The organism is Ruegeria sp. O11, from assembly GCF_056535285.1.
Genome location: NZ_JBQERS010000013.1, coordinates 27,163 through 51,801, shown reverse-complemented (window position 1 = coordinate 51,801; position 24,639 = coordinate 27,163). Strand labels below are relative to the sequence as shown.

22 protein-coding genes are annotated in these 24,639 nt (G+C 54.6%); 18 read left to right on the top strand and 4 right to left on the bottom strand.

Annotation, left to right across the window (positions count from 1 at the left end; genetic code table 11):
- Position 1 precedes the first annotated feature (1 nt).
- From ACRZ91_RS18290 to ACRZ91_RS18280, 3 genes are all read right to left on the bottom strand, one after another.
- On the bottom strand, positions 2-949 hold the full coding sequence (locus ACRZ91_RS18290; protein ID WP_480907597.1) for an aldose epimerase family protein: 948 nt from the start codon (positions 947-949) through the stop codon (positions 2-4).
- Positions 946-2,403, bottom strand: a complete 1,458-nt coding sequence (gene xylB, locus ACRZ91_RS18285; protein WP_480907595.1) for a xylulokinase — start codon at positions 2,401-2,403, stop codon at positions 946-948. The genes ACRZ91_RS18290 and xylB overlap by 4 nt, the downstream gene beginning before the upstream one ends.
- A 230-nt stretch (positions 2,404-2,633) precedes the next feature.
- Positions 2,634-3,413, bottom strand: a complete 780-nt coding sequence (locus ACRZ91_RS18280) for an MOSC domain-containing protein (RefSeq protein ID WP_480907593.1) — start codon at positions 3,411-3,413, stop codon at positions 2,634-2,636.
- Between the two features lie 385 nt (positions 3,414-3,798).
- Between ACRZ91_RS18280 and ACRZ91_RS18275 the strand changes: the two genes are divergently transcribed.
- The 10 genes from ACRZ91_RS18275 (at position 3,799) to ACRZ91_RS18230 (ending at position 14,287) form a co-directional block, all read left to right on the top strand.
- Positions 3,799-5,118, top strand: coding sequence for an ABC transporter substrate-binding protein (locus ACRZ91_RS18275; RefSeq protein ID WP_480907591.1), 1,320 nt, complete (start codon positions 3,799-3,801; stop codon positions 5,116-5,118).
- A gap of 79 nt (positions 5,119-5,197) precedes the next feature.
- A complete protein-coding gene (locus ACRZ91_RS18270) occupies positions 5,198-6,145 on the top strand; it encodes a carbohydrate ABC transporter permease (RefSeq protein ID WP_010442362.1) in 948 nt (315 codons plus the stop codon).
- On the top strand, positions 6,142-7,080 hold the full coding sequence (locus tag ACRZ91_RS18265; RefSeq protein ID WP_010442361.1) for a carbohydrate ABC transporter permease: 939 nt from the start codon (positions 6,142-6,144) through the stop codon (positions 7,078-7,080). The genes ACRZ91_RS18270 and ACRZ91_RS18265 overlap by 4 nt, the downstream gene beginning before the upstream one ends.
- A complete protein-coding gene (locus tag ACRZ91_RS18260) occupies positions 7,077-7,265 on the top strand; it encodes a hypothetical protein (protein WP_010442360.1) in 189 nt (62 codons plus the stop codon). Before ACRZ91_RS18265 ends, ACRZ91_RS18260 begins: the two co-directional genes overlap by 4 nt.
- Positions 7,266-7,267: 2 nt before the next feature.
- Complete coding sequence (locus ACRZ91_RS18255) at positions 7,268-8,365, top strand: ABC transporter ATP-binding protein (protein ID WP_170546374.1); 1,098 nt, start codon at positions 7,268-7,270, stop codon at positions 8,363-8,365.
- Positions 8,358-9,350, top strand: coding sequence for an ABC transporter ATP-binding protein (locus ACRZ91_RS18250; RefSeq protein WP_480907589.1), 993 nt, complete (start codon positions 8,358-8,360; stop codon positions 9,348-9,350). Before ACRZ91_RS18255 ends, ACRZ91_RS18250 begins: the two co-directional genes overlap by 8 nt.
- 11 nt (positions 9,351-9,361) lie before the next feature.
- Positions 9,362-10,984 (top strand): dihydroxyacetone kinase subunit DhaK, encoded by a 1,623-nt coding sequence (locus tag ACRZ91_RS18245; protein ID WP_480907587.1) that lies wholly within the window; start codon positions 9,362-9,364, stop codon positions 10,982-10,984.
- Positions 10,985-11,021: 37 nt separating this feature from the next.
- Complete coding sequence (locus ACRZ91_RS18240) at positions 11,022-12,050, top strand: LacI family DNA-binding transcriptional regulator (RefSeq protein ID WP_260027289.1); 1,029 nt, start codon at positions 11,022-11,024, stop codon at positions 12,048-12,050.
- Between the two features lie 27 nt (positions 12,051-12,077).
- Positions 12,078-13,133: a sugar phosphate isomerase/epimerase family protein gene (locus ACRZ91_RS18235; RefSeq protein WP_480907585.1), complete on the top strand. Its 1,056-nt coding sequence runs from the start codon at positions 12,078-12,080 to the stop codon at positions 13,131-13,133.
- A complete protein-coding gene (locus tag ACRZ91_RS18230; RefSeq protein WP_480907583.1) occupies positions 13,133-14,287 on the top strand; it encodes a Gfo/Idh/MocA family protein in 1,155 nt (384 codons plus the stop codon). Before ACRZ91_RS18235 ends, ACRZ91_RS18230 begins: the two co-directional genes overlap by 1 nt.
- Positions 14,288-14,442: 155 nt before the next feature.
- Here ACRZ91_RS18230 and ACRZ91_RS18225 read toward each other — a convergent pair whose 3' ends face one another.
- Entirely contained in the window at positions 14,443-14,733 is a 291-nt protein-coding gene (locus ACRZ91_RS18225; RefSeq protein WP_480907581.1) for a hypothetical protein, read from the bottom strand.
- A 170-nt stretch (positions 14,734-14,903) separates the two neighbouring features.
- Here ACRZ91_RS18225 and ACRZ91_RS18220 point away from each other — a divergent pair, with 170 nt between their 5' ends.
- The 8 genes from ACRZ91_RS18220 to ACRZ91_RS18185 all read left to right on the top strand — a co-directional run bounded on the left by ACRZ91_RS18220 (position 14,904) and on the right by ACRZ91_RS18185 (position 24,576).
- A complete protein-coding gene (locus tag ACRZ91_RS18220) occupies positions 14,904-15,977 on the top strand; it encodes a LacI family DNA-binding transcriptional regulator (protein WP_480907579.1) in 1,074 nt (357 codons plus the stop codon).
- An 18-nt stretch (positions 15,978-15,995) separates the two neighbouring features.
- On the top strand, positions 15,996-17,351 hold the full coding sequence (locus tag ACRZ91_RS18215) for an ABC transporter substrate-binding protein (protein ID WP_480907577.1): 1,356 nt from the start codon (positions 15,996-15,998) through the stop codon (positions 17,349-17,351).
- Positions 17,352-17,416: 65 nt separating this feature from the next.
- Positions 17,417-18,652 (top strand): carbohydrate ABC transporter permease, encoded by a 1,236-nt coding sequence (locus ACRZ91_RS18210; RefSeq protein WP_170546401.1) that lies wholly within the window; start codon positions 17,417-17,419, stop codon positions 18,650-18,652.
- On the top strand, positions 18,652-19,860 hold the full coding sequence (locus ACRZ91_RS18205; RefSeq protein WP_480907573.1) for a carbohydrate ABC transporter permease: 1,209 nt from the start codon (positions 18,652-18,654) through the stop codon (positions 19,858-19,860). Before ACRZ91_RS18210 ends, ACRZ91_RS18205 begins: the two co-directional genes overlap by 1 nt.
- A 5-nt stretch (positions 19,861-19,865) precedes the next feature.
- On the top strand, positions 19,866-21,113 hold the full coding sequence (locus ACRZ91_RS18200) for an MGH1-like glycoside hydrolase domain-containing protein (protein WP_480907571.1): 1,248 nt from the start codon (positions 19,866-19,868) through the stop codon (positions 21,111-21,113).
- Positions 21,113-22,168, top strand: a complete 1,056-nt coding sequence (locus ACRZ91_RS18195) for an ABC transporter ATP-binding protein (protein WP_480907569.1) — start codon at positions 21,113-21,115, stop codon at positions 22,166-22,168. Before ACRZ91_RS18200 ends, ACRZ91_RS18195 begins: the two co-directional genes overlap by 1 nt.
- A gap of 183 nt (positions 22,169-22,351) precedes the next feature.
- Positions 22,352-22,609 carry a hypothetical protein gene (locus ACRZ91_RS18190; RefSeq protein WP_480907568.1) on the top strand — a complete coding sequence of 86 codons (258 nt, stop codon included), beginning with the start codon at positions 22,352-22,354 and terminating at the stop codon, positions 22,607-22,609.
- 227 nt (positions 22,610-22,836) lie between these two features.
- Positions 22,837-24,576, top strand: coding sequence for an ABC transporter substrate-binding protein (locus tag ACRZ91_RS18185; RefSeq protein WP_170474740.1), 1,740 nt, complete (start codon positions 22,837-22,839; stop codon positions 24,574-24,576).
- Positions 24,577-24,639 lie beyond the last annotated feature (63 nt).

Below are 24,639 nucleotides of genomic sequence, written 5' to 3'. Positions count from 1 at the left end.
GTTATTCCTCAGAAACTTCTAGAATAAGTTCCTGCCGATACGGATTCTCCGGAGTATAGATGATCGAGGGGAACGACGAAATATTCGGTGCGTTGGGATAACCCGATGGCTCGATACACACACCACGCGACGCGCGACGCGGTTTTGTCAGCTCATAGCCAGAATAAACCTGTGCTCCGGGTTGGTCCGAGTAGAAGGTCAACGCAAGGCCTGAGTGTGAAGTGAGTTCCGCCACCGGAGATTTTGGGTCGCGATCATGATCAAAGCAAAAATAGTGATCGATCCCTTCGGAAGCACTTCCAATCGTTTTGGGCGTTGAAAAATCCAACAAGTTGTCATTGGCCGCAATCACCCTGCCCGACGGGATACCCTGATCGTCGATTTCGAGATACCAATTTGAAGCGAGTTTCAGCTTATGCTCGTCTATGCCTCCTGCGGCACCCAAAGTGTAGTAGTTATGCTGCGCAATGCTTATCGGCGTCGGCCGGTCAGGCTGTGCAGTTATTGAATAGACCAAGCGTGGACCCTTTAGGCAGATCCTGACCTCGAAGCTGATCTCCCCTGGAAAGCCGGCCTCCCCGTCGCGAGAAACATAGTTCAGAAAGACTTCATTCTGTACAAACTGTTTGATGTCCCAAAACTGCTTAGACAGCCCATCGTCGCCGCCATGTAGGGTGTTTTTGCCCTCATTGGCGTTCAGTTCAAAACTAGCGCCCTCCAAGTCAAACTTCGCGCCGCTGATCCGGTTGGCAACACGCCCAACAATTGCGCCTAGGTAACGCGTATCGGCGAGATACGCAGTTGGATCGTCAAACCCAAGGATGAGCGGCACGTCCTTGTACCACCAACCCCGCGTGATAGCCCCATAGTTCAGGACCGAAACACGCATATTCCCATCGGTAAGAATGGCAGTTTCGATCCCGGAGGCTTTACGCGTTTCTAGCTTCATCTTAATGCCAGCGGCGCAAGCGCTTTGTAGAATTGCCTATATCTCCGGTATTCGTTTTCGTAGGCGTCAATCAGGTCGCCTCGTGGTTCGATGCGTTCCTGAATTTCCGGCGGCGTCATAACTCTGGTCGGTTCTGCGTTGGTCGCAGCACAAATTGCGAGGCGTGCGGCGCCCATTGCAGCGCCGAATTCGCTGCCTTTTGGCAAATCCAGTGGAACTTGCAAAACAGTAGCTAAGGTTTCCAGCCAGAACCGAGAACGCGCACCCCCTCCAACTGCCATAAGACTGTCAGGCTGGGTTCCGGTGCTCTTCAGTGCTTCCAGGCAATCTCTCATTCCAAAAGAAACACCCTCCATCACAGACTGGGTCAACTCAGCGGGCTCCGACGAGATGTCCACGCCCAAAAACGCGCCTCGAATATGGCTATTGTTATGCGGCGTTCGTTCTCCTGACAGATACGGCAGGAAGGTGATCGCTGCAGGTCCGTTCAGTTTTTCAGGCATAGCTGAAGCGAGTCTTTCCACGGGTTCGCCAAGATTGCGAGCAAGCCAATTCATGCTGTTCGTTGCTGACAGCATGACACCCATTTGTATCCACCGATCAGGAACCGCATGACAAAAACAGTGCACGGCTGTTTCCGGGTCAGGAGCATAGGCTTCCCGCGCAACAAGCAACACGCCGGACGTTCCGAGTGAGACAAAACCGGTGCCGTCGTTGATGCTCCCGATCCCGCAGGCAGCGGCAGCATTGTCGCCAGCACCTCCAGCCACGACAACCGGATTCGAAAGCCCCCACTCCTGCCTCAAACGGACCTTCAACTCTCCACCCCGATCACTGCCCTCAACCAAGCTCGGCATCTGCTCGGCGCGCATGTGACCTATGGCTAGTGCCTTTTCTGACCACTGCCGAGTGTCAACGTCCAGCCAGGATGTTCCTGCGCTGTCAGACATGTCCGAAACATATTCGCCAGTCAGCCAAAACCGCAAATAATCTTTCGGCAGCAATACCTTGCCCACCTTTGAGAATACATCCGGCTCATTCGCGCGCAACCATTCGAGTTTCGGCGCCGTAAACCCCGGGAATACGATGTTTCCCGATATTGCGCGCATCTCTGATGTTTGATCTAGTGTCCGCGCTTCGTCGGCTGACCGAGTATCGTTCCAAAGAATACAGGGCCTCAATATTTCGCCATCAGGATCCAGTAGTGTAGCGCCGTGCATGTGTCCGCTTAGGCCAATAGCTCGCAAATTTGAGAATGCTTGCTGGTTGCCGACGCGAAGCTTCCCAACAACCTCTTCGCAAGCGTTGGTCCAATCCAAAGGATCCTGCTCAGACCAGCCAGGCTTGGGCGTGGAAGTGGAAATGCTGACTTCAGCATCACCGACAACGTGTCCTGCTTCATCTACTAGAATTCCGCGGAGACCTGACGTTCCCAAATCTAAGCCCAGATACATTGAGCACCACCTGCCTAAATATTTTAATGGCTAAAATTTATTGAAACAGGGATCTTGTCAAGGCTTCGTAAAAGGAGTGCCTTCCAATCTTATCTGGATCAGAAAACACGAGCGCACGTCCTTCGATACCCTGGATAGCCAAAAGAAAGACTGAGCAAGAGTTGGGTTAAATCGTCTGACCGAACATGGCGCAAACCTCTTAGAAAAGCCACTTTGGCAAGAGGCAAGGTCTAAGCGAGTATTTCCCCAGTTTGACCGACATCTAGCGTTCCACCATTAATCACTTCGACATAGACGCCCATATCCATATGGCCCATCAATTTCCGAATAAGGTAGGGTATTTTCAAGTCGCGCTCGGCCGTTTTCGGGTTCACTTCAGTTGCTGCACACCTTTTCGTACGCGAGAGTATCTTCAACTCGACATCGCCAAATCTTAAAACTGATCCAACTGCATCCAGCTCAGCAAACGAAGGTAATCCGTCTATCTCAATATTCGCACGGAAGCGCGCCGGGTGGATTTCTGCGTTCAGTTGTTCGCCCAACTTTTTCACAGAGGCCAGATTCAAAACGGATATCGCGTTCATCATTTGCGGTGATACGACAGATACATCTGTAAACCTATGAGGAGTAGAAGAGACAAACTTTGGCAGCTCTGGATCTTTTAAATCGATCTCTGAAGAAAGAAACTCTGCCGCCTTCTCACGATCTTCAGACTCTCGCATATCAAAGCGTCGTATCTTTCCATTCGCATTGATCTCAAGTGTCTGGGACTCAATCTCAAAATCGGTCTGAATGCCTGCCAGCGCAGCCTCGTTCAACAAAACGACAAAGCGATCTTTCGGCAGTGGCCTCGGGTTCTGCATGTCGAAACCGGAGTTGTAGCGAGCAAATCCGAACAGGCGATCGCCCGGAATGCCATCTCCTGCTCGCAGCGTCACAGTGCGCATAGGCTCGGAACTCAAGCCTTTTATAGGGTAGCGGTTCAATCGGACGATGGAGAGATTGCTCATACGTCTACACCTGACCAAAAAGAGTTAAGCACGGTCCCGAATTGTCCGCGCTGTTTGACGCTATCTCGAATTCTCAAAGGTATCGACCAAATAATATTTGAGCGCTTCAGAAGCGGGTTAGCTGAGCCTGTTGGCTACATGACGGCTGCGCCCATTTAAGTCGATATGACCATTCGATACCTCGCCACCGAAAATACATTCGCCTCAAAGCCAATGAGTAATTTCTTTATGAATCAATAACTAAGAGAAAAAATGGCTATCTCTTCCGATTTTTTGAGGTACGAACCTCAAAAATATCTGGACTTGAGGTGCGTACCTCAAATAGCCTTGGATGTATGCCGCGATTCGCACATCCTCGATTGACGGCGCAAAAAGGGAGGAATGGATGACTTACACAAAACTGGCCTCGACCAGCGCAATAGTCCTTGCCGCTACTACTCTTTCTACCAAGGCAAATGCTGAAGATCTGACGCTCTGTTGGGCTGCATGGGACCCGGCCAACGCGCTTGTTGAGCTATCAAAAGAATTTGAAGCAGAATCCGGCCACACCATGAACTTCGAATTTGTTCCTTGGCCAAATTTTGCGGACCGGATGCTGAACGAGCTGAATTCTGGGGGTAAGCTCTGCGACCTACTGATCGGTGACAGCCAATGGATTGGCGGTGGCGCTGAGAATGGTCATTATGTCCAGCTGAACGAGTTCTTTGATGCTGAAGGCATCAGCATGGACGATTTCGCACCGGCCACTGTTTACGCTTACTCGACCTGGCCTAAGGGCACACCAAATTACTACGCGCTGCCTGCGATGGGCGATGCAAACGGCTGGTTCTATCGCAAGGACTGGTTCGAAAATCCCGAAATCCAAGCCGCATACAAAGAAGCAACTGGTCAGGACCTTCGTGAACCTCAGTCTCAGAAAGAATTGCTGCAGATTGCGCAGTTCTTCCAAGGTCGTGAAATCGACGGCAAGACAGTCTATGGCGCCGCAATTTTTACCGAGCGCGGCTCAGAAGGGATCACCATGGGTGTGACCGGAGCGCTGTATCCTTGGGGCTTCAAATACGAAAACACCCCGGGCTCATATGACATGGAAGGCGCGGTAAACTCTCCCGAAGCGGTTGAGGCACTGGAATTCTACAAGGAGTTCTACAAAACGGCGACACCTCCGGGATATACCAACTCTTACATGGGTGAGAGCTTGGACGCCTTTAAGTCCGGTCAGGTCGCCATGGCTATGAACTGGTTCGCGTTCTTCCCAGGTCTTTATGCCGACCCCAATACTGGCGGTGACAAGATCGACTTCTTCGTGAACCCACCACAAAATCAGGCAGGTTCGACACTGGGCGGACAAGGTATTTCTGTCGTCAGCTACTCTGACAAACAGGACGCCGCACTTGATTACATTAAGTGGTTTGCACAGCCGGAAGTTCAGGCCAAATGGTGGGAGCTCGGCGGCTACTCGGCGCATAACTCCGTGCTGGAAGATCCTGGTTTCGTAGACAGCCAACCATTTGCCGGCGACTTCCTGGAAGCAATGGGCGGTGTACAGGATTTCTGGCAAGAGCCTGCCTATGCGGAACTGCTGCTGGCAATGCAGAAACGCATCCACGACTACGTGGTTGCCGACCAAGGTACAGCTCAAGAAGCGCTTGATCTTTTAATCGAAGATTGGACGGAAGTCTTCGAAGACGAAGGCAAGCTGTAGTCCGGACGCAGACAGGAGCGGGTGCAAACCCGCTCCACCTTCACCCGTGAGTCCTAAACCAACAAGAACTGGCAAAGAGATGTCTGACAGGACAATAGATCGCGTTGCACAGGCAACGCCCGAGCGAGTTGCGCGAAAAATCCGAGGATTATCTGACCGCGCGATCGCCTGGATATTCATCTCCCCAACGATCTTTCTTTTGCTGGCGATCAACATCTTTCCGTTAATCTGGACCATCCAATTGAGCTTTACCAACTACAAGGCCAACCGGATCGGGCGTGAAGTCAAAGATGTCGGCCTCAGGAATTACGAGCGTATCCTGACGGACTCGGACACCTGGCTAAATATGCAGGCGACGGCGCATTTCCTGTTCTGGACGATCTTTTTCCAGGTCCTGATCGGGTTTACTCTGGCGTGGTTGATCAACAAGAAATTCAAGGGCAACGATCTTTGGACCACGATTATCGTGCTGCCAATGATGCTGTCCCCGGCGGTTGTCGGGAACTTCTGGAAGTTCCTGTATCAACCTCAAATCGGACTGTTTAACTACATCGTGTCCTGGTTTACCGGCAAGGACCCGTCGAGCTTTGAAATGCTGGGATCCGTGACGTTGGCTCCGTGGGCGATCGTGATCGTCGACACCTGGATGTGGACCCCCTTCGTGATGCTGATCTGTCTGGCCGGTCTGCGCAGCATTCCCGATTACATCTACGAGGCGGCTGAAATCGACAGGGCCAGCAAGCTGCGACAGTTCTTTACGATTACCATCCCGATGGTGCTACCGTTCCTGATGCTGGCCGTGCTGTTTCGAGGCATAGAGAACTTCAAGATGTTCGACCTGGTTGTTCAGCTAACCGGCGGAGGCCCCGGTTCTGTAACGGAACTCACTTCGATCAACCTGAAACGCGAAGCCTTTGAGAAATGGCGTACGGGCTATGCCTCGGCCTATGCGATCATCCTTTTCGTCACCGTGTTCGGCCTCGCGTCGATCTACGTCAAAGCCCTGAACAAGGTGAAACAGAGATGAGCAGTTTTTCCGTCACCGAACCTTCGAACCGGTCCAAGTGGATCGCAGGCTTCCTGGTAATTACTTATGCGCTGATCACGATGATCCCGCTGGTTTGGATCTTGCTGACTGGCTTCAAGTCCCCGGCGGATGCGATCAGTTACCCGCCCAAAGTGGTCTTTGACCCCACGCTTGAAGGCTACGTCAATCTCTTCACCACACGAACACGGCAAACGCAGGAATTTCTGGAAGCAAACCCACCGCAGAACTGGGCCGATGAGATCGTGCGCCAATACGACATGGTGATTGTCGGGCCATCCAAGTTCGGGGAACGCTTTATGAATTCGGTTATCATCGGATTTGGCTCAACGTTCTTGAGTATCTTCCTTGGCACGTTGGCGGCCTATGCCTTCAGCAGGTTTAAAGTACCGCTTAAGGACGACCTACTATTTTTCATCCTCAGTACAAGGATGATGCCCCCGGTCGCCGTCGCCATCCCAATATTCCTAATGTTCAGAAACCTTGGTCTCAGCGACACGCATTTGGGAATGATCCTGTTGTATACGGGCGTGAATATTTCCTTGGCGGTTTGGTTGCTGAAAGGTTTCATCGACGAAATCCCAAGAGAGTACGAAGAAGCCGCCCTTATAGATGGCTACACGAGATTTCAGGCCTTCTACAAAGTGGTGCTGCCGCAAGCCGCAACCGGCATAGCCTCAACAGCTATCTTTTGCCTGATCTTCGCATGGAATGAGTACGCGTTTGCCGTGCTGCTGACATCCGCGAATGCGCAGACTGCGCCACCGTTCATCCCGACCATTATTGGTATTGGCGGCCTGGACTGGCCTGCTGTGGCGGCAGGTGCCACGATCTTCCTGATCCCCGTCATGATTTTCACCATCCTGATGCGCAAACATTTGCTGCGTGGGATCACATTCGGAGCCGTGCGCAAATGAGCGATTTTCTAACCGGATTGATGCGGCTCCGCCGCGGCCCGTGGGAGATGGTCGCAACCATCCTTATCGCACTGGGAGTCTTCATGCTGATGCAGCCCTTTGTCCTTTGGGCCTTCACCTATTCCTTCATCGTCACGCTGATCGGAACCGTCATGTTCATCATCGTCAGTCATTTCCCGGAGTAGAAATGGCCCAGATCGTAGTCAAAAACGTAAGAAAGATGTTTGGCGATTTCACGGCTGTCCGCGAAAGCTCGTTCACGATTGAGGACGGTGAGTTTTTCATGCTGCTCGGGCCATCCGGCTGCGGAAAGACGACGACGCTGCGGATGATAGCTGGATTGGAACTTCCAACATCGGGTGAAATCTATCTGGACGGTGAAGAGATCAGCCAGCGGCCACCATCGGAGCGGGACATTGCCTTCGTGTTCCAAATGTTCGCGCTGTATCCCCACATGAACGTGCGCAAGAATATCAGCTACCCCCTGATATCGCAGGGCATGCCGCGTGCTGCTGTCAAAGCCAAAGTAGAGGAAGTCGCGGGAATTCTGGGGATCAACGACATCCTCGATAGCCCGGTAGGTGGTCTGTCAGGCGGCGACAGGCAGCGCGTGGCGCTGGGTCGCGCGATTGTTCGGGAACCCAAGGCGTTCATGATGGACGAACCTCTTGGTGCCTTGGATGCTGAGTTTCGGGAACACATGGCCGAAGAGTTGCGTGCGCTTCATGATCGCATGGGGGCGACCACTGTGTACGTCACACATGATCAGCTGGAAGCCATGCAAATGGGCGACAAGATCGTGGTGATGAATAATGCTGTGATCGAGCAATTTGGCACACCTCAGGAAATCTACGACAAACCGGCTACGATGTTTGTGGCGGATTTTATCGGGTCTCCTTCGATGAACTTCCTGCCGTTTGAGGGAAAGGTCGAGCCTGGTTCGGAAATGGTTCGGCTGAATGGCCATGACGAAGCCGTGCCGAGGTTGATGGAAGGGGCGGAAGGTGACTTGGTTTTTGGCGTTCGCCCCGAGCATGTTTTTCTATCTGATGCGAGCGCATATCGGGCCAAGGTTCTGGCCGCAGAATATTTGGGAACCACTCAGATCGTGACGCTGCAAAGCCCGAATGGCGAGCTGAAAGCCCGGATTGATGCACGCGAGGTCGTCAGTCCCGGTGAGACAGTGGGATTGGAGTTCCGCTCCCCCGCAGTAACTTTGTTTGAAAAATCTACCGGGCGCGCGTTGAGGTCCGCTCTGAACGACGAGGTACTAAGCAATGGCTGAAGTCGTTTTGGAGAATATCTCGAAGTCATTTGGCAACGTCAAAGCGGTGGACGGTATTTCGATGACGATCCCCAACGGTGCATTTGTGGTGTTGTTGGGCCCGACTGGCGCGGGAAAAACAACGACGCTGAGATTGATATCCGGACTCGAGAAACTGGATTCAGGAACTGTGCACATTGCCGGGCGTGACGTTGGAATAGACACTCCCGCTCAGCGCGATGTAGCGATGGTCTTCCAGCAGTACTCGCTGTACCCGCATATGACAGTGCGGGAAAACCTGTCCTTCCCTCTACGGTCGCCGATCCTGAAGACCCCAGAGGACGAGATCACCAGGAAGGTTAATGAGGTCTCGGAGATTCTTCAGATCCCGCACAAACTGGATAACAAGGCTACTGAACTGTCTGGCGGTGAAATGCAGCGCGTTTCAATTGGACGAGCGCTGGTGCGTGATCCCCAAATCTTCCTGATGGATGAACCGCTCAGTTCTTTGGACGCCAAGCTTCGGGCGGATTTGCGGGTCGAGTTGAAAAGGATTCAGGCCGATCTGGGGTCAACCTTGCTCTACGTGACCCATGATCAGGTCGAAGCCATGACAATGGCGACGCATATCGGCGTTTTGGAGAACGGCCGGTTGGTTCAGTACGGAACACCTCGGGACATTTATGAAAACCCGGGCAGTGTTTACGTAGCCAGCCGATTGGGTCTGCCGCGGATAAATATCCTGCCGTCCGGGTTGTTCGAAGGCGATCACAAAGGCCCGCAGATTGGCCTACGCCCGGAAAACATCATTGAAGGCGAGGGCAGTGAAGCGCGTGTCATACGTGCTGAGCATCTGGGGGATCAAACGCGGTTGCACCTGGACTTAAACGGTCACCCGGTTGTGACCTTGATTGATGTCCATCAGGATTATCCATCTGGAAAAGTTCTAAAAATCCGCCCCCACAACCCTTTGTATTTTGACGCGTCCGGCGCGCGAGTGAATTAAGGAGCAAAAGCATGGCCCAGTTCCTCAACACAAAAGAAACTCTGGTGACAGAGGCGATAGACGGCCTTCTGGCCTCCTCCGGAGGGCAACTTACCCGGCTGGACGGATACCCACACATCAAGGTGATTTTCAGGTCGGATTGGGACAAGTCGAAGGTCGCCTTGGTGTCCGGCGGAGGATCTGGCCACGAACCCGCCCATGCAGGTTTTGTTGGCCCCGGTATGTTGACAGCAGCGGTGTGCGGCGAAGTGTTTGCTTCCCCGTCGGTAGAGGCGGTACTGGCGGGTATTCTTGCGGTTACGGGTGAGGCTGGGTGCTTGCTTATCGTGAAGAATTACACCGGTGATCGGTTGAACTTTGGACTGGCGGCTGAACGCGCCCGTGCATTGGGCCGCAAAGTAGAGATGGTTGTTGTTGATGATGACATCGCCCTGCCCGACCTTCCGCAACCGCGTGGCGTGGCAGGTACGTTGTTCGTGCACAAAATCGCCGGAGCGCTCGCTGAAAGCGGTGCTGACCTAGACTCCGTTACCAAAGCAGCAACAAGCACCATAGCAAAGGTTGTCAGCATCGGTATGAGCCTGGACACCTGTACCGTTCCGGGATCTCCAAAGGAAGACCGGATCGCACCCGGCAAAGCGGAGCTCGGCTTAGGCATCCACGGCGAGCCCGGTGTACAGCAAGTCGAGTTCTCAAATGCTGTATCGGCCATGTCCACAGTAGTGGATAAGCTGAAACAAAGGGTGGGATCTGGGGATTGTGTAGCGTTGGTCAACAACCTTGGCTCTACAACACCGCTGGAAATGGCAGTCCTCACGCATGCCTTGTCCGAGACTGGTATTGCCCATCACATAATCGGCCCGGCGCCAATGATGACATCGCTGGATATGCACGGGTTTTCTGTTTCTATTCTGCCTGTAGATCAGAACGATTTAGCGGCACTTGAAGCTCCTGTTGATCTGGCGGCTTGGCCCGGCGTCAATTCCATCGACCCGATAAAAGTAGCGCCTTTGCCTGATGGCCTGACCCCTATCGATCCAATTCCTTCGAACAATCCCGCCACAAGGGAGACGATCACCCGATTGTCTGAACTGCTCATCAACGCCGAGAAGAACCTGAACGAGCTGGACGCGAAATCCGGAGATGGCGATACAGGAAGCACGTTGGCGACGGCCGCTAGAGCGTTGCAAGGTAGCCTTGACCGAATGCCGCTCGCTGACCTGACACAACTGTTTCCGGCGTTGGGCAATGAGTTAAGCCAGACAATGGGTGGTTCTTCCGGCGTGATACTCGCAATTTTTTTCAACGCGGCTGGAGATGCCTCTGCGAGCGGGGCTTCGGTACCGAAGTCACTGGTCGAAGGTCTGAATCGCGTCAGCCAGGTTGGGGGTGCCAAGGTAGGTGACAGGACAATGATTGACGCCCTGGCACCGGCACTTGCCGCTCTGCCATCTGGTCTGGCACATGCGGCCGAGGCTGCCCGCGAAGGCGCGAACAACACCGCGAATATTCGACGTGCGAAGGCAGGCCGCGCAGCTTATGTTCCCGAAGAAAACCTAGTTGGTCATAACGATCCCGGCGCTGAGGCTGTTGCTTTGTTGTTTGAGGGCTTAGCGCGGGAGATTGAGGGTTGAAAAATACGTGGAAGACCAAAAACAAAAATTAGAATTGGTGAAAAAGCCAACCGTCAATGACATCGCGCGTGTAGCGGGTGTCAGCCTGGCGACTGTTGACCGGGTCTTGAACAGGCGCCCCGGCGTACGGGCCGTAACCGTACAGAAAGTACAAAAGGCGATTGATGAGCTGGGGTATGTGCGCGACACGGCCGCAGCAAACCTTGCACGAAACCGCGTCTACAATTTCCTCTTTGTTCTGCCGGAAACGGACAACGAGTTTGTGGATGCAATCAGCAGTCAGATCGCAGAACAATCCCGCGACCAATTTATCGAGCGGACCCGCGTTGCGATAAAGAAAGTTGCTCCGTTTGAACCGCAGGATATCGTTAACATTCTGGATGCTGTCGACAGTTTGGAGGTAGACGGAGTCGCCGTTTTCGGACCCGAAACGCCTTCTGTCCGCGACGCCGTAAAAAGGCTCAGAGACAAAGGCGTTCCGGTGGTTGCGTTGGTGTCTGACTTGCCGAGTTCTGAGCGAGACCACTTTGTAGGAATTGATAACGTTTCGGCAGGGCGAACCGCCGCTCAGCTGATGGGACGATTTGTGCATCGCGACGGCAAGGTCTTGGTACTTACAGGATCCCGTTTGGCACGTGACCACCTAGAGCGTCGTCAAGGCTTTGATCTAGTTGTGGCTGAAGAATTTCCACACCTCGAAGTCGTAGCGTCTGTCGAGGGCCGGGATGACCCGGATCTGATTTACAAGATGATGCCCGAGATCTTTGAAACCTACCCGGATCTGGTTGGAATTTATTCCTCAGCAGCAGGCAATGCAGGCCTGATTCAATTTCTTTCCGAGAACAAGCTCAGCAAAGATCTGGTGATCATAGCTCATGAGCTTACTCCGCTCAGTCGTGAGGCGCTTACGCTCGGTACATTTGACGCTCTTATCTCGCAAGACACCGGGCATATTGTTCGTTCAGCCGTCCGTCTGCTGCGTGCAACTTCGGACAAAGTGCCATTCAACAAAGCCCAGGAACGTATCCGTATCGACATCTATCTGAAGGAAAATTTACCGCCATAGAGGCTTAGGTTTTGGGGAGGAAATTTTATGAAGACAATTAATGGTCCAGCTTTGTTTCTTGCGCAATTCGCAGGGGACGAAGCGCCGTTCAATTCGTGGGACGCGATCACCAAATGGGCGGCTGACTGTGGATACAAGGGCGTTCAGGTTCCCAGTTGGGATGGCCGGTTGTTCGACCTGGAACAAGCCGCGTCCAGCGCCAGCTATTGCGATGACTTCAAAGGCAAAGCCAAGGATAATGGCGTCGAAGTCACTGAACTTTCAACCCACCTTCAGGGCCAGCTTGTGGCCGTTCATCCGGCCTATGACAGCGCGTTTGATGGTTTTGCAGCCGAAAGCGTCAGAGGAAACCCGAAAGCCCGGCAAGAATGGGCGGTAGACCAAGTCAAAAAAGCACTATCTGCTTCGAAAAATTTGGGTATTCCAGCGCATGCGACTTTCTCAGGCGCATTGGCATGGCCCTATGTCTATCCTTGGCCGCAGCGCCCTGCTGGTTTGATCGAAACGGCGTTTGATGAGCTCGCTCGGCGTTGGGTGCCGATCCTGGATCACGCCGAAGAATGCGGCGTTGACGTCTGTTACGAAATTCACCCAGGTGAGGACCTCCACGACGGCGTGACGTACGAGATGTTTCTTGAACGGACAGGCAATCACCCACGCGCTTGCATGTTGTACGACCCGTCGCACTACGTGCTGCAATGCCTCGACTATCTGGACAATATCGACATCTACAAAGATCGGATCCGGATGTTCCATGTCAAAGATGCCGAGTTTAACCCGACCGGCCGACAGGGTGTTTATTCCGGGTATCAAGGCTGGGTCGATCGTGCCGGGCGCTTCCGGTCGCTTGGCGATGGCCAGGTGGATTTCGGGGCGGTCTTTTCAAAAATGGCGGCGAATAACTTTGATGGCTGGGCAGTTGTCGAATGGGAATGCTGCCTCAAACACCCCGAGGATGGAGCGCGTGAAGGGGCGCAGTTCGTGTCCGATCACATCATCCGTGTGACCGAGAAAGCCTTTGATGATTTCGCTGATGGTGGCGCTGACGAAGCCGCCAATCGTAAAATGCTGGGGATTGAGTGATGGTCAAAGGACGCAGTGAAGAAGCCTTGGGCCGCATTCGGCTTGGCATGGTTGGCGGCGGAAACGACGCATTCATAGGCGGCGTTCACCGCATAGCCGCGCGACTGGACGACAAGTTCGAGTTGGTTGCCGGTGCTTTGTCTTCGACGCCAGAGAAATCTCTTGAAAGTGGTCATGCATTAGGGCTCGAACGGGTCTATGAAGACTTCAAACAAATGGCGATCAGGGAAGCCCGGCTGAAATCTGGGATCGAGGCAGTCTCAATTGTCACGCCAAATCACGTTCACTATGCAGCCGCACGTGAGTTCCTGAAACGCGGTATTCACGTAATTTGTGACAAGCCACTCACCTCGACCCTTGCCGATGCAAAAAAGCTGGTCAAAGCAGCTGAAAGCGCGAATGCCCTATTCATTTTAACCCACAATTACACGGGCTATCCGATGGTTCGGCAGGCCCGTGAATTGGTTGCTAACGGCGATATTGGAAAGATACGCGTGGTTCAGGTTGAATACCCGCAGGACTGGCTGACCGAGCAACAGGATTTCAAACAGGCAGAATGGCGAACCGATCCTGAGCGTTCTGGCGCGGGCGGATCAACCGGTGACATCGGCACCCACGCGTACAACATCGCGTGCTTTGTAACCGGGTTGAAGGCAGAAAGCCTGGCGGCGGATTTGCAGGCCTTTGTGCCGGGTCGCAAAGTCGATGACAACGCGCATGTGTTGCTACGTTTCGAAGGTGGAGCGCGCGGTATGTTGTGGTCTTCTCAGGTGGCTCCTGGTAATGAAAACGCACTTCGTTTGCGAGTCTATGGCGAAAAAGGTGGGCTGGAGTGGTCTCAGGAAGATCCTAACTATCTTTGGTTTACGCCATACAACGAACCCAAGCGTCTAATCACCCGAAATGGAGCTGGGGCCGGTGATCCTGCCAATAGGTTGAGCAGAGTTCCTCCGGGCCATCCCGAGGGGTATCTGGAAGGGTTCGCGAATATCTATGGGGAGGCTGCGGAGGCGATCCAAGCTTTCCGAAACGGGACTTCACCTGACGCTTCGGTTGTTTATCCAACGGTTCGCGACGGCCTCAATGGCGTTAAGTTTGTAGCCGCATGCGTGCAAAGCTCTTCAAAAAATGCGGCTTGGATCAAGTTGGAGTAAAGTCTGGTTGTACGTATAGAGTGGACATCTTGAAAAACGCTGTGAGCATCTGCCAAGAACTGAAGCTCGCACAATCTATAGATGAACACGCCGGTACAACAAGCTGCGAGCATCGCTGAAACGGGTGTTATGTGAACCACCTTAACGCTGTACCATCACTCGCCGAGGTCCTCGTCATTCGCATCCCCAGTTTCATGAATCTCATGCTTTTTCATATGCCAAATGAATGCAATGTGATTTATGACGCGATCGATCTCATCCGCCTCGCCTGTAGTATAAGCGGCTGCAATCAGTTTGAACTGCGTTTCTAAGTCTTCAGCGAGGTCCGCGTCACTGGTTCCCAGGTTGTCCCTAGCCCCCACCATCGCGACAGACTCCGCAAAATCATTTTCCAACATCTCATTGAGATAGGCCCTCGTATCAAACTTGGGGTCGTTCTCGCCCACGCCTCAGCCCCGTTGCGCTGGCTATAACGTTTCAAACAAGTCAATTGAGAGGTAGTTCGACTTTTTTGTTGCCGAAACCGGTTTCGGAGCGAACAAATAGTAGGATGATAACGAATCCCAATCTGCAAAACCGCCAATCTCAGTCTAGGAGCGCCTCACCACCACGGCGGGTGAAACTCGACGAATTGGCGGATCATCTCGGGCTTTCAAAGAGCACGGTATCGCGCGCATTGAACGGGTATTCAGACATCTCGGAAGTCACGCGAAAGAGAGTTGAGGTCACGGCAAGGAAGATGGGCTATCGCCCGCTCAGTCACGCACAGGCTATTCGAACAGGAAAAGTTCGCGCTATTGCGATGGTCATCAACAGCGAAGAACCGGACCAGCACAACCCGTTTCTTCAGGATTTTCTGGCAGGCGCTTGCGAAGCAGCCAGTGCGTCGGACTGGACAATGACAATTTCCACGGCAAAGTCCGGGAAAGATATGCTCAATGTGTTGGGACGTCTTGTCGAAGAACGCAAGGCAGATGGTTTCATTTTGCCCCGGACCGAAGTGGACGACGCGCGGGTAAAGTACCTTGGAGAATTGCAGGTCCCATTTATCCTATACGGGCGGACGGAATACGGCCAATCGGATCCAATGGATGATATGTCTTGGTTTGACATATCGGGTGAAGCAGCAATCAGAAATGCGGTCGTTCGATTGGTCAACTTTGGCCATAGCCGTATCGGTTATGTCGGCAGTGATCCGAAGTTCAACTACAGTCATTTGCGCCGCGACGGGTATCTTGAAGGCCTGAAAGTTGCCGGCTTGCGGGATGATCCAGAATTGATCCGGGAAGGTGCACGGACACGCGAAGAAGGGGCTAACGAAGCGCGGTCACTGTTGAAATTGGACCACCCGCCAACCGCAATGGTGTTTGCGACCGACTTGGCTGCCTTAGGGTGTTATCCAGTTTGCGCTGAACTTGGCCTTGAGATCGGAAAAGACGTTTCAATCCTTGGATATGACGGCATTCCCGAATGCCAATACGTCAATCCGGGGCTGACAACATTCAGCGTGGATTCGAGACGCGCAGGAGAGCGTCTGGCCACGCTACTGATCCGCCAAACCCGAGGCGAAGAACCCGCAACCCTGCGCGAACTCAGCGAAGCCGTGCTTATCGCACGCGAATCCGACGGGCCACCCCGGCTGACACCCGACGCACTGGCGCGAAAAATCAACCTAATCCAACGATCATAACCGGGGAGGAAACCGACTATGAAACTCACACCTAAAGTATCTCGGCTGATGCTGGGCACATCGCTGGCGCTGGTGCTGGCTGCCGTTTCTGCGCAGGCGGACACAATCCGCTTCTGGACCACCGAGGAACAGCCCGAACGTCTGGCAAAGCAGCAAGAGATGGCCGATCAGTTCAAAGCCGAAACCGGTACCACGGTTGAGGTGATCCCAGTTACAGAAACCGATCTGGGCACCCGTGCCACAGCTGCTTTTGCTGCTGGTGACCTGCCGGATGTGGTTTACCACCCGCTGCAATACGCCCTGCCTTGGGCCGAAGCCGGAATTCTGGACACCGAAGCAGCGTCTGAGGTGATCGAAGAACTGGGTGCCGATACGTTTGCGCCGGGCGCGCTGGGAATGGCGGCGTTCAACGGTGAAACGGCCTCTGTTCCGGTCGACGGCTGGACCCAAATGGTAGTCTATCGCAAAGACTTGTTCGACGAAGCCGGTCTGGAAGCGCCCGACAGCTTTGCCGACATTCAGGCCGCGCTGGAAGCGTTGCACAACCCGCCGGAAATGTATGGCTTTGTCTCGGCCACCAAGGTTGATGAGAACTTCATGAGCCAGGTGCTTGAGCATGTTTTCCTGGCCAATGGCGTGTCGCCGGTTGGCCCCGATGGGTTCCAGCCGTTGGACGAAGCCAAAACCACCGAGGTTCTGGATTTCTACAAAGCGATCTCCAAGGCATCTCCTCCGGGTGAGCTGTTCTGGAAGCAATCGCGCGAGCTGTATTTTGACGGGAAGGCCGCGATGATCATCTGGTCGCCCTTCATTCTGGATGAACTGGCCGGTCTGCGGGACAGTGCTCCGCCGACCATCAATGACGACCCGACCTCGCGCGATCTGGCCAGCAAAACCGGCATCGTAACCAAACTGTCCGGCCCGTCGAACCCCGATGGCGCAGCATGGGGTGACGTCCGTTACTTTGGCATCACCAACGACGCGGATACCGATGCGGCGATGGAATTCGTGAAATTCGCGATGGATGACGGCTATACCCAGACTCTGGCGATTGCGCCCGAGGGTAAGTTCCCGGTGCGTCGCGGCAATGCGGACAACCCGAATGCATTCTCTGAAGCTTGGGCCGAACTGCCCGTTGGCGTCGACCGCAAGGCACCGCTGGGTGAGCTATACGAACAGTCGATGATCGACGAGATCGTCGGCGGTTTGGATGTGGCACAGCGCTGGGGCGTGGCCGAGGGTCAGCTGGCACTGGCATCGAAGATAATCAACAGCCAGGCGATCAACCGCGTCGTCCGTCAGTATATCGACGATGAGATTGACGCCGCAGCAGCCGTTACGGCGATGAACGAAGAACTCGCCAAGGTCGAGTAACGCTACCACTCAATGGCATCTGCAGCGGCGTTCGCGCCGCTGCACCCAACCCTTCGAGGTCTCTCATGTCTTCGGCCACCCCACCGAACGGTACCGGGGCTCTTGCCAAGCGCGAAGCGCGTCTTGCCTGGGCATTGCTGGCTCCGACCGTGATAAGCGTGTCTCTTGTTGTGATCCTGCCGCTGCTGGCGATCATCTGGATCAGCTTCAAGCCCTTTACCTTGTCCGACCTGCGCCCACCGGCGCCGGTTGTCCGAGAAAGCCTGCGTGGATCGGGCGATGATCTGCGGATCGAATATCGCCTTCGTAATTCCAGTCAGGAGATTGCCATCGGCGGCGTCACTCTAAGCGATGTGCTGCCTGAGGGTGTGACACCCACAGGTGAGATCGCAGCACCATGTGTGCTGGAAGGACAAGACCTGTTCTGCGATTTTGGTATCTTGGATGGCGGCCAACGCGAGAGAATTCGTATCCCGGTCACCGTAGACGGCGACCCTGACGCATTCGAAGAGTTGGTTGAAGGGTCAGAACCCGGCGTCACAGGCAGCGGTCCCAATGTGCTGACCAATTTCGAGTTCAGCCTGGAAAACTACGCCCGCGTCTTCGATGGGTCAGAGTTCTGGGGCGTGCTTTGGGTGACGCTGTTCTACACCGTCTTCGGAACCATCGGCGCATTGGTCATGGGATTGTTCGCCGCGCTGCTGCTTAACAAAAGTTTCCGCGGTCAAGGGTTCATACGCGGGCTCTATCTGTTCCCATATGTCGCTCCGGTGATTGCTGTAGCGTTCACCTGGGTTACACTGTTTGACCCATTCTCAGGCTCAGCCAATGCACTGCTGGTTCAAATGGGCCTGAGCAGCGAACCGATCAACTTCTTCGGCGAACGACCACTGGCGCTGATCATGGTGACGGTGTTCGAGATTTGGCGCTATTTCCCGCTGTCCTTCCTGTTCATTCTGGCGCGAATGCAATCCATAGACTCTAGCATGTATGAGGCTGCGGATATGGACGGCGCCTCTCCGTTCCAGAAGTTCTGGCTGCTGAGCATCCCGCAACTGCTGGGTATCCTGTCGGTGCTGTTCCTGCTTCGCTTTATCTGGACGTTCAACAAGTTCGACGACATCTTCCTGCTGACCGGCGGCAATGCGGGCACCCGCACGCTGACCGTAAATGTCTATGAGCAGGCCTTTGCAATCTCGAACATCGGCGCAGGCGCGGCCGTCGCCGTGGTGATCCTGATGTGCCTGATCGCGTTTAGCTTCGTCTTCTTCCGCTTCATCAGCCGAGAGGAGGGTCTGTGATGCGCAAAGGGTATATAACCGGCCCTGTTCTGGGCGCGCTATGGATGGTGGTGATCGCCACCACCGCTGCCATCACCATGTCGTTCTCAACCGGCGACGCATTCCGACCACAGGTTTTACTGTGCCTGATCTGGGGCACACTGGCTGGCCTTGTCTATGTCCGTTTTCCGCTACAGCGCGCGCGCGCGCGTCTGGGTATTTCGGCACTGTTGGGCCTGTCTTGCCTCACCGCATTTGGCCCGGTTCTGATCGGCTCTGGCACATCGTTGCAGGCGGTTCTGATCACGGTGATCGGCATTGCCATTGTGATGCATCTGTCGATGGCGGCGATCCTGAAGGAAACACCGTTCGCTGAACTCACCCGCCATGAATACGAGGATGCGGTGATCCGGTTCTACACCGGTTTTGGCTATATCTTTTTCACGGCCATCGTGATCATCCCGTTCTATGTGATGGTGATGACCAGCCTGAAATCCCAGCAGGCGCTGTTGCAGAACCCGCTGGATTTCTCGGTGGACCTGAGCCAGGGCGCCGCCCTGTTCCGCAGCTATACCGAGCTGTTCCGCGACTTCAATTTCGGCAGCTATCTGTGGACATCCTTCTATGTCTCGGTACTGACGGTGTTCATAACGCTGCTGTTCAGCGTACCCGGAGCCTATGCCGTGGCGCGGTTCCGGTTTCAGGGACAAAAGGCCTTTTCACGCTCGATTCTGCTGATCTACATGGTGCCGATGATCGTTCTGGCGCTGCCGATCTATATTGCGTTCTCGCTTACCGGCCTGCGCAACTCGATCCTCGGCATCGTGATGATCTACCCGGTGACGACAATTCCAGTCGCGTTGTATATGCTGCAGGGCTATTTTCGCGGATTGCCGACCGAGGTGGAAGAGGCCGGGCTGATGGACGGCCTGTCCCGTCTGGCAGTAATCTGGAAGATTACCTTGCCGCTGAGCCTGCCAGCGCTGGCCTCAGTCTCGCTCTATGTCTTCATGATCGCATGGAACGAGTTCCTTCTGGCCTTCATGCTGCTGGACGACCCGTCGAAATTTACCCTGACCCGAGGAGTCACGATGCTGAACTCCTCAGAAATTCCCCGTCAGCACCTGATGGCCGGTGCGGTGATCGCCACCGTGCCGATCATGGCGCTGTTCCTAGGGCTTGAACGTTTTATGACCAAAGGCCTCACAGCGGGGTCTGTCAAAGGATGACCGAGATGAATCAACACACAAACCCCGACCGCGAGGCACGCAATATCCTGATTGCCAATGATCGCGGTGGCTACACGATCCCAACCGAAGGGCTGTACCCATACCAATGGAACTGGGACAGCGCGATTACTGCGCTTGGATTTGCCCAGTTCGACCTCGACCGCGCCTGGGTCGAGATCGAGACACTGTTTACCGGGCAATGGGATAATGGCATGGTGCCGCACATCCTTTTCCACCAGCAGGATGAAGGGTATTTCCCCGGCCCGGATGTTTGGGGCTGCAATGGTCCGATCCCCTCATCGGGTATTATCCAACCCCCCATCGCGGCCACGATGACCCGCAAAATCTGGGAACAGGACACCGCGTTCGGAGACGCGCGGATGAAGGCGTTGTTCCCAAAGCAGCTGGCTTGGCACCGCTGGATCATGAAATGGCGTTTGGATGAATTCGGGGCTGTTTGTACAACCCACCCTTGGGAAGCGGGTCGTGATAACGCGCCAGACTGGGACAATTCAATGGCGCGCATGGATGCGTCGGATGTCGGAGAGTACAAACGCCGCGACACCAGCCATGTTAACAGCGAGGATCGCCCGACAAAGTTCGACTATGACCGTTACATCAGGCTGGTACAGATCGGTCGAAAAGCAGGCTGGGATCAGCAGGAGCTGCTGTCGCTGAACCCGTTCCGTATCGCCGATCCGACGATGACCTTTACTACACTGCGGGCCGCGCGGGACTTGCTGGTGATCAGTGAACAGCTTGGTCTGGCAGCCGAAGGCTTAAGCACAGACATTGAAAAACTGGAAGCCGGCGCTCGCTCGCTTTGGAACGAAGAGCTGGGCAGCTTTGATGCGCGCGACACACATACCGGCGAGATGTCAGGCAGCGTATCGAACGCGTCCTACCTGTGCTGGTATGCGGGTGTTGAGTCGGACAAGATGCTGGAACGGTTGAAAACCACACTAGAAACCGTGCCCTATCCAGTTCCGAGTTATGACCCGGAAATGCCGAAATTCGACGCGCGCCGCTATTGGCGCGGGCCCACCTGGGCTTTCATGAACATGATGATCGGATTCGGGCTACAGGATCTGGGTCATACCGAGCACGCAGATCAGTTGCGCAAAAAAACCGGCGATCTGATCTCGGGCTTTGGTTTTGCAGAATACTTCGATCCAATAACCGGGAGCCCGGCTGGTGGTAAGGCTTTCTCTTGGACAGCAGCGGTTTGGCTTCACTGGGCAGGGAGGGCCTGATGGGTAGCATCGAACTTAAATCAGTCGAAAAATGGTTCGGCTCGGCCCAGGTCATCAAGGGCGTGGACCTCAAGATCGAAGAGGGCGAGTTCATCGTTTTCGTTGGCCCATCGGGCTGCGGAAAGTCCACTCTGTTGCGCATGATCGGCGGGCTCGAGGATATCTCGCGCGGGTCGTTGTTGATCAATGACAGTGATGTCACCGATCACCCGCCTTCAAAACGCGGCCTGACAATGGTGTTCCAATCCTATGCGCTGTATCCACATCTGACAGTTGCCGAGAATATGGGGTTTTCATTGAAGGTGGCCGGAGTTCCCAAAGCGGACATCGCCGAACAGGTCAACCGTGCGGCCGAGGTTCTCAAGCTGGGACCGTTCCTGGAACGCCGACCCAAAGACCTGTCTGGTGGTCAACGGCAACGGGTGGCTATTGGCCGATCCATTGTCCGCGATCCCACCGCGTTCCTGTTTGACGAACCGCTTTCCAACCTCGACGCCGCCCTGCGGGTCGAGATGAGGTATGAGATCGCCAAGCTGCACCAAAGCCTCAAGCGCACGATGATCTACGTGACACATGATCAGGTCGAAGCGATGACATTGGCCGACCGCATCGTGGTTTTGGAATACGGCAAAATCGCTCAGGTCGGTACGCCGCGCGAGCTTTATGAACGCCCTGCGAACCTGTTCGTGGCCCAGTTCATCGGCAGCCCAAAGATGAATATCCTACCCTGCGCGACCGAGGGCGACAGTTTCCATCTTGAGCACGGCCGCAGTGGCCCGTTTTCATGGTCCGCAGCAGCGACCAAGCTTGGCATCCGCCCCGAACACATTCGGGTAGGCGCTGCAGGCGATGGTCAGACTGACGGCGTCATCGAGGTGATCGAATATCTGGGTGCAGACACATTCCTGATTGTTGATTGTGGAAGCGAGGACAAGGTTACAGTCCGTCTGAACGGCGATACGGCCCTGACACCGGGCACCCAGATTGGTCTGCACTTCCCCACCGACAATCTGCATTTTTTCGATGAGGACGGGCAGGCTTTGGGGCTTGGATAAATGAACCCACCGGTATCCGTTGCAAACCTTGACCATTGACACTCAAGAACACAGTGAGTGTAAAGCCGAAGCAACCCCTATCAATGTGGGCTGCTATATTCAGCCTAAACCTAGTGTCTTTACCCCCTAAAATTGGGCCACTACTTTGTGCCCCTTGGGTTACACGGGGTGGAGGCCGTGATCTTGGCGACAACAGGTGCCGAGGCGGACGGTACAGCCGTCTACACCGCCGTGCATGAAGGCGGTGCCTACTACTTTGCCTCGAAAGAAAGTAAAGCGAAGTTCGAAGCAAACTCTGAAGCGTATCTTCCGCAATATGGCGGCTTCCATGCCTTCGTGATCGCGCTTGGCAAGAAATTCGATGGAGATCCGAAACATGCGGACATCATTGACAGGCCGCTTTTTCTATTTTTGAATTCGCATTTGAGCAGCGGGTGTTGAGCCGACTCAAGAATTAGTTAAGCGATGTTTTAACCACCCACCGATACCAGTTGATTGAACAAATTTTAAATCACAGATACCTCGATAGTAAAAATAATATTCATTATCATATATTTAACAATACATACTTCTATTACTAAAAATTTAGTTTGACAGCTGCGCCGAATATCACCGATGCTGATTGCCATCCGGTCTGCGCCGGATCACATAAACTTGGGAGGAGACAGATGCGGAGACATCTACTTTCCGCCGTGGCGGCAGCGGCCGTCATAGCGGGGCATGGTCCTGTTTGGGCCGACGAAGCCGCAGCACAACGTTGGATTGACGACGAATTCCAGCCATCGACCTTGTCGAAGGACGAACAGTTGTCCGAAATGAAGTGGTTCATCGAAGCTGCACAACCGTACTCGGGCATGGAAATCAATGTCCTGTCCGAGGGTATCCCGACGCATTCCTATGAATCCGAGGTTCTGACAAAGGCGTTCGAGGAAATCACAGGGATCAAAGTCAATCACCAGATTCTCGGCGAAGGTGAAGTGGTTCAGGCCGTTCAGACACAGCTGCAAACCGGGCGGAACCTATATGATGGTTATGTCAACGACAGCGACCTGATCGGAACACATTCGCGCCTGCAGTTGGCCTATCCGCTGACCGATATGATGGGTGGCGACTGGGCGGCGACAACTTCGCCGACCCTGGATCTAGATGACTTCATGGGCATTCAGTTCACAACCGGACCGGACGGCAAGTTGTATCAGCTGCCTGACCAGCAGTTCGCGAACCTCTACTGGTTCCGCAAGGACTGGTTCGATGACGAGGACAACAAAGCCGCGTTTAAAGAGAAATACGGCTATGATCTGGGCGTTCCAGTCAACTGGTCGGCCTACGAAGACATCGCTGAATTCTTCACAAATGACGTGAAAGAGGTCGACGGCGTCGCGATCTATGGCCACATGGACTACGGCAAGCGCGCGCCTGACCTCGGATGGCGCATGACCGACGCCTGGCTGTCGATGGCTGGTGCCGGTGACGTGGGCGAGCCGAACGGTGTTCCCGTCGACGAATGGGGCATCCGCATGGAAGCGGGCACTTGTAACCCTGTCGGTGCGTCCGTGTCGCGTGGTGGTGCTGCCAATGGCCCGGCTGCGGTCTACGCGATCCGTAAGTGGGACGAGTGGCTGCGCAACTATGCCCCTCCAGGTGCCGCAAGCTATGACTTCTACCAGTCTCTGCCAGCGCTCAGCCAAGGCAATGTGGCCCAGCAGATCTTCTGGTATACCGCCTTCACCGCCGACATGGTGAAGCCGAAGTCCGAAGGCAACAACACCGTGGATGACGAAGGCACGCCGCTGTGGCGGATGGCGCCTAGCCCGCATGGCCCCTATTGGGAGGAAGGCCAGAAGGTTGGTTATCAGGACGTGGGGTCGTGGACCTTCCTGAAGTCGACCCCCGAGGATCGTGCACAGGCAGCTTGGCTCTATGCCCAGTTCGTGACCTCCAAGACTGTCGATGTGAAAAAGTCCCATGTGGGTCTGACCTTCATCCGCGACAGCTCGGTCAACCACGAGTCGTTCACCGAACGTGCACCCAAGCTGGGAGGTCTGGTCGAGTTCTATCGCTCACCTGACCGCGTGGCATGGTCGCCGACCGGCATCAACGTCCCGGATTATCCGAAGCTGGCCCAGATCTGGTGGCAGCAGATCGGTGACGTGAACTCGGGCGCGTTTACTCCGCAAGAGGCGATGGACCGTCTGGCAGAAGAGATGGACATCACCATGGCCCGTATGCAGGCCGCGGATGAAAGCGCAGGTGTTTACGGTGGCTGCGGACCGCGCCTGAACGAGCCGCAGGATGCGTCATTCTGGCTCGAGAAAGAAGGTTCGCCCAAGGCCAAGCTTGAGAACGAAAAGCCGCAAGGCCAGACTGTCAACTATGACGAGCTGGTTCAGCGCTGGCAGTCTCAGTAAGCCAAAGCAACCCGGGGTGCCGTTCGCGGCATCCCACACCAAGACCAAGACAGCGCGGGCGCT

Coding starts and splice junctions, on each gene's coding strand:
- ACRZ91_RS18185 (WP_170474740.1), top strand. CDS start 22,837: ATGCGGAGACATCTACTTTCCGCCGTGGCGGCAGCGGCCGTCATAGCG.
- ACRZ91_RS18245 (WP_480907587.1), top strand. CDS start 9,362: ATGGCCCAGTTCCTCAACACAAAAGAAACTCTGGTGACAGAGGCGATA.
- ACRZ91_RS18195 (WP_480907569.1), top strand. CDS start 21,113: ATGGGTAGCATCGAACTTAAATCAGTCGAAAAATGGTTCGGCTCGGCC.
- ACRZ91_RS18250 (WP_480907589.1), top strand. CDS start 8,358: ATGGCTGAAGTCGTTTTGGAGAATATCTCGAAGTCATTTGGCAACGTC.
- ACRZ91_RS18265 (WP_010442361.1), top strand. CDS start 6,142: ATGAGCAGTTTTTCCGTCACCGAACCTTCGAACCGGTCCAAGTGGATC.
- ACRZ91_RS18280 (WP_480907593.1), bottom strand. CDS start 3,413: ATGAGCAATCTCTCCATCGTCCGATTGAACCGCTACCCTATAAAAGGC.
- ACRZ91_RS18210 (WP_170546401.1), top strand. CDS start 17,417: ATGTCTTCGGCCACCCCACCGAACGGTACCGGGGCTCTTGCCAAGCGC.
- ACRZ91_RS18235 (WP_480907585.1), top strand. CDS start 12,078: ATGAAGACAATTAATGGTCCAGCTTTGTTTCTTGCGCAATTCGCAGGG.
- ACRZ91_RS18205 (WP_480907573.1), top strand. CDS start 18,652: ATGCGCAAAGGGTATATAACCGGCCCTGTTCTGGGCGCGCTATGGATG.
- ACRZ91_RS18260 (WP_010442360.1), top strand. CDS start 7,077: ATGAGCGATTTTCTAACCGGATTGATGCGGCTCCGCCGCGGCCCGTGG.
- ACRZ91_RS18270 (WP_010442362.1), top strand. CDS start 5,198: ATGTCTGACAGGACAATAGATCGCGTTGCACAGGCAACGCCCGAGCGA.
- ACRZ91_RS18215 (WP_480907577.1), top strand. CDS start 15,996: ATGAAACTCACACCTAAAGTATCTCGGCTGATGCTGGGCACATCGCTG.
- ACRZ91_RS18290 (WP_480907597.1), bottom strand. CDS start 949: ATGAAGCTAGAAACGCGTAAAGCCTCCGGGATCGAAACTGCCATTCTT.
- ACRZ91_RS18230 (WP_480907583.1), top strand. CDS start 13,133: ATGGTCAAAGGACGCAGTGAAGAAGCCTTGGGCCGCATTCGGCTTGGC.
- ACRZ91_RS18200 (WP_480907571.1), top strand. CDS start 19,866: ATGAATCAACACACAAACCCCGACCGCGAGGCACGCAATATCCTGATT.
- ACRZ91_RS18275 (WP_480907591.1), top strand. CDS start 3,799: ATGACTTACACAAAACTGGCCTCGACCAGCGCAATAGTCCTTGCCGCT.
- xylB (WP_480907595.1), bottom strand. CDS start 2,403: ATGTATCTGGGCTTAGATTTGGGAACGTCAGGTCTCCGCGGAATTCTA.
- ACRZ91_RS18255 (WP_170546374.1), top strand. CDS start 7,268: ATGGCCCAGATCGTAGTCAAAAACGTAAGAAAGATGTTTGGCGATTTC.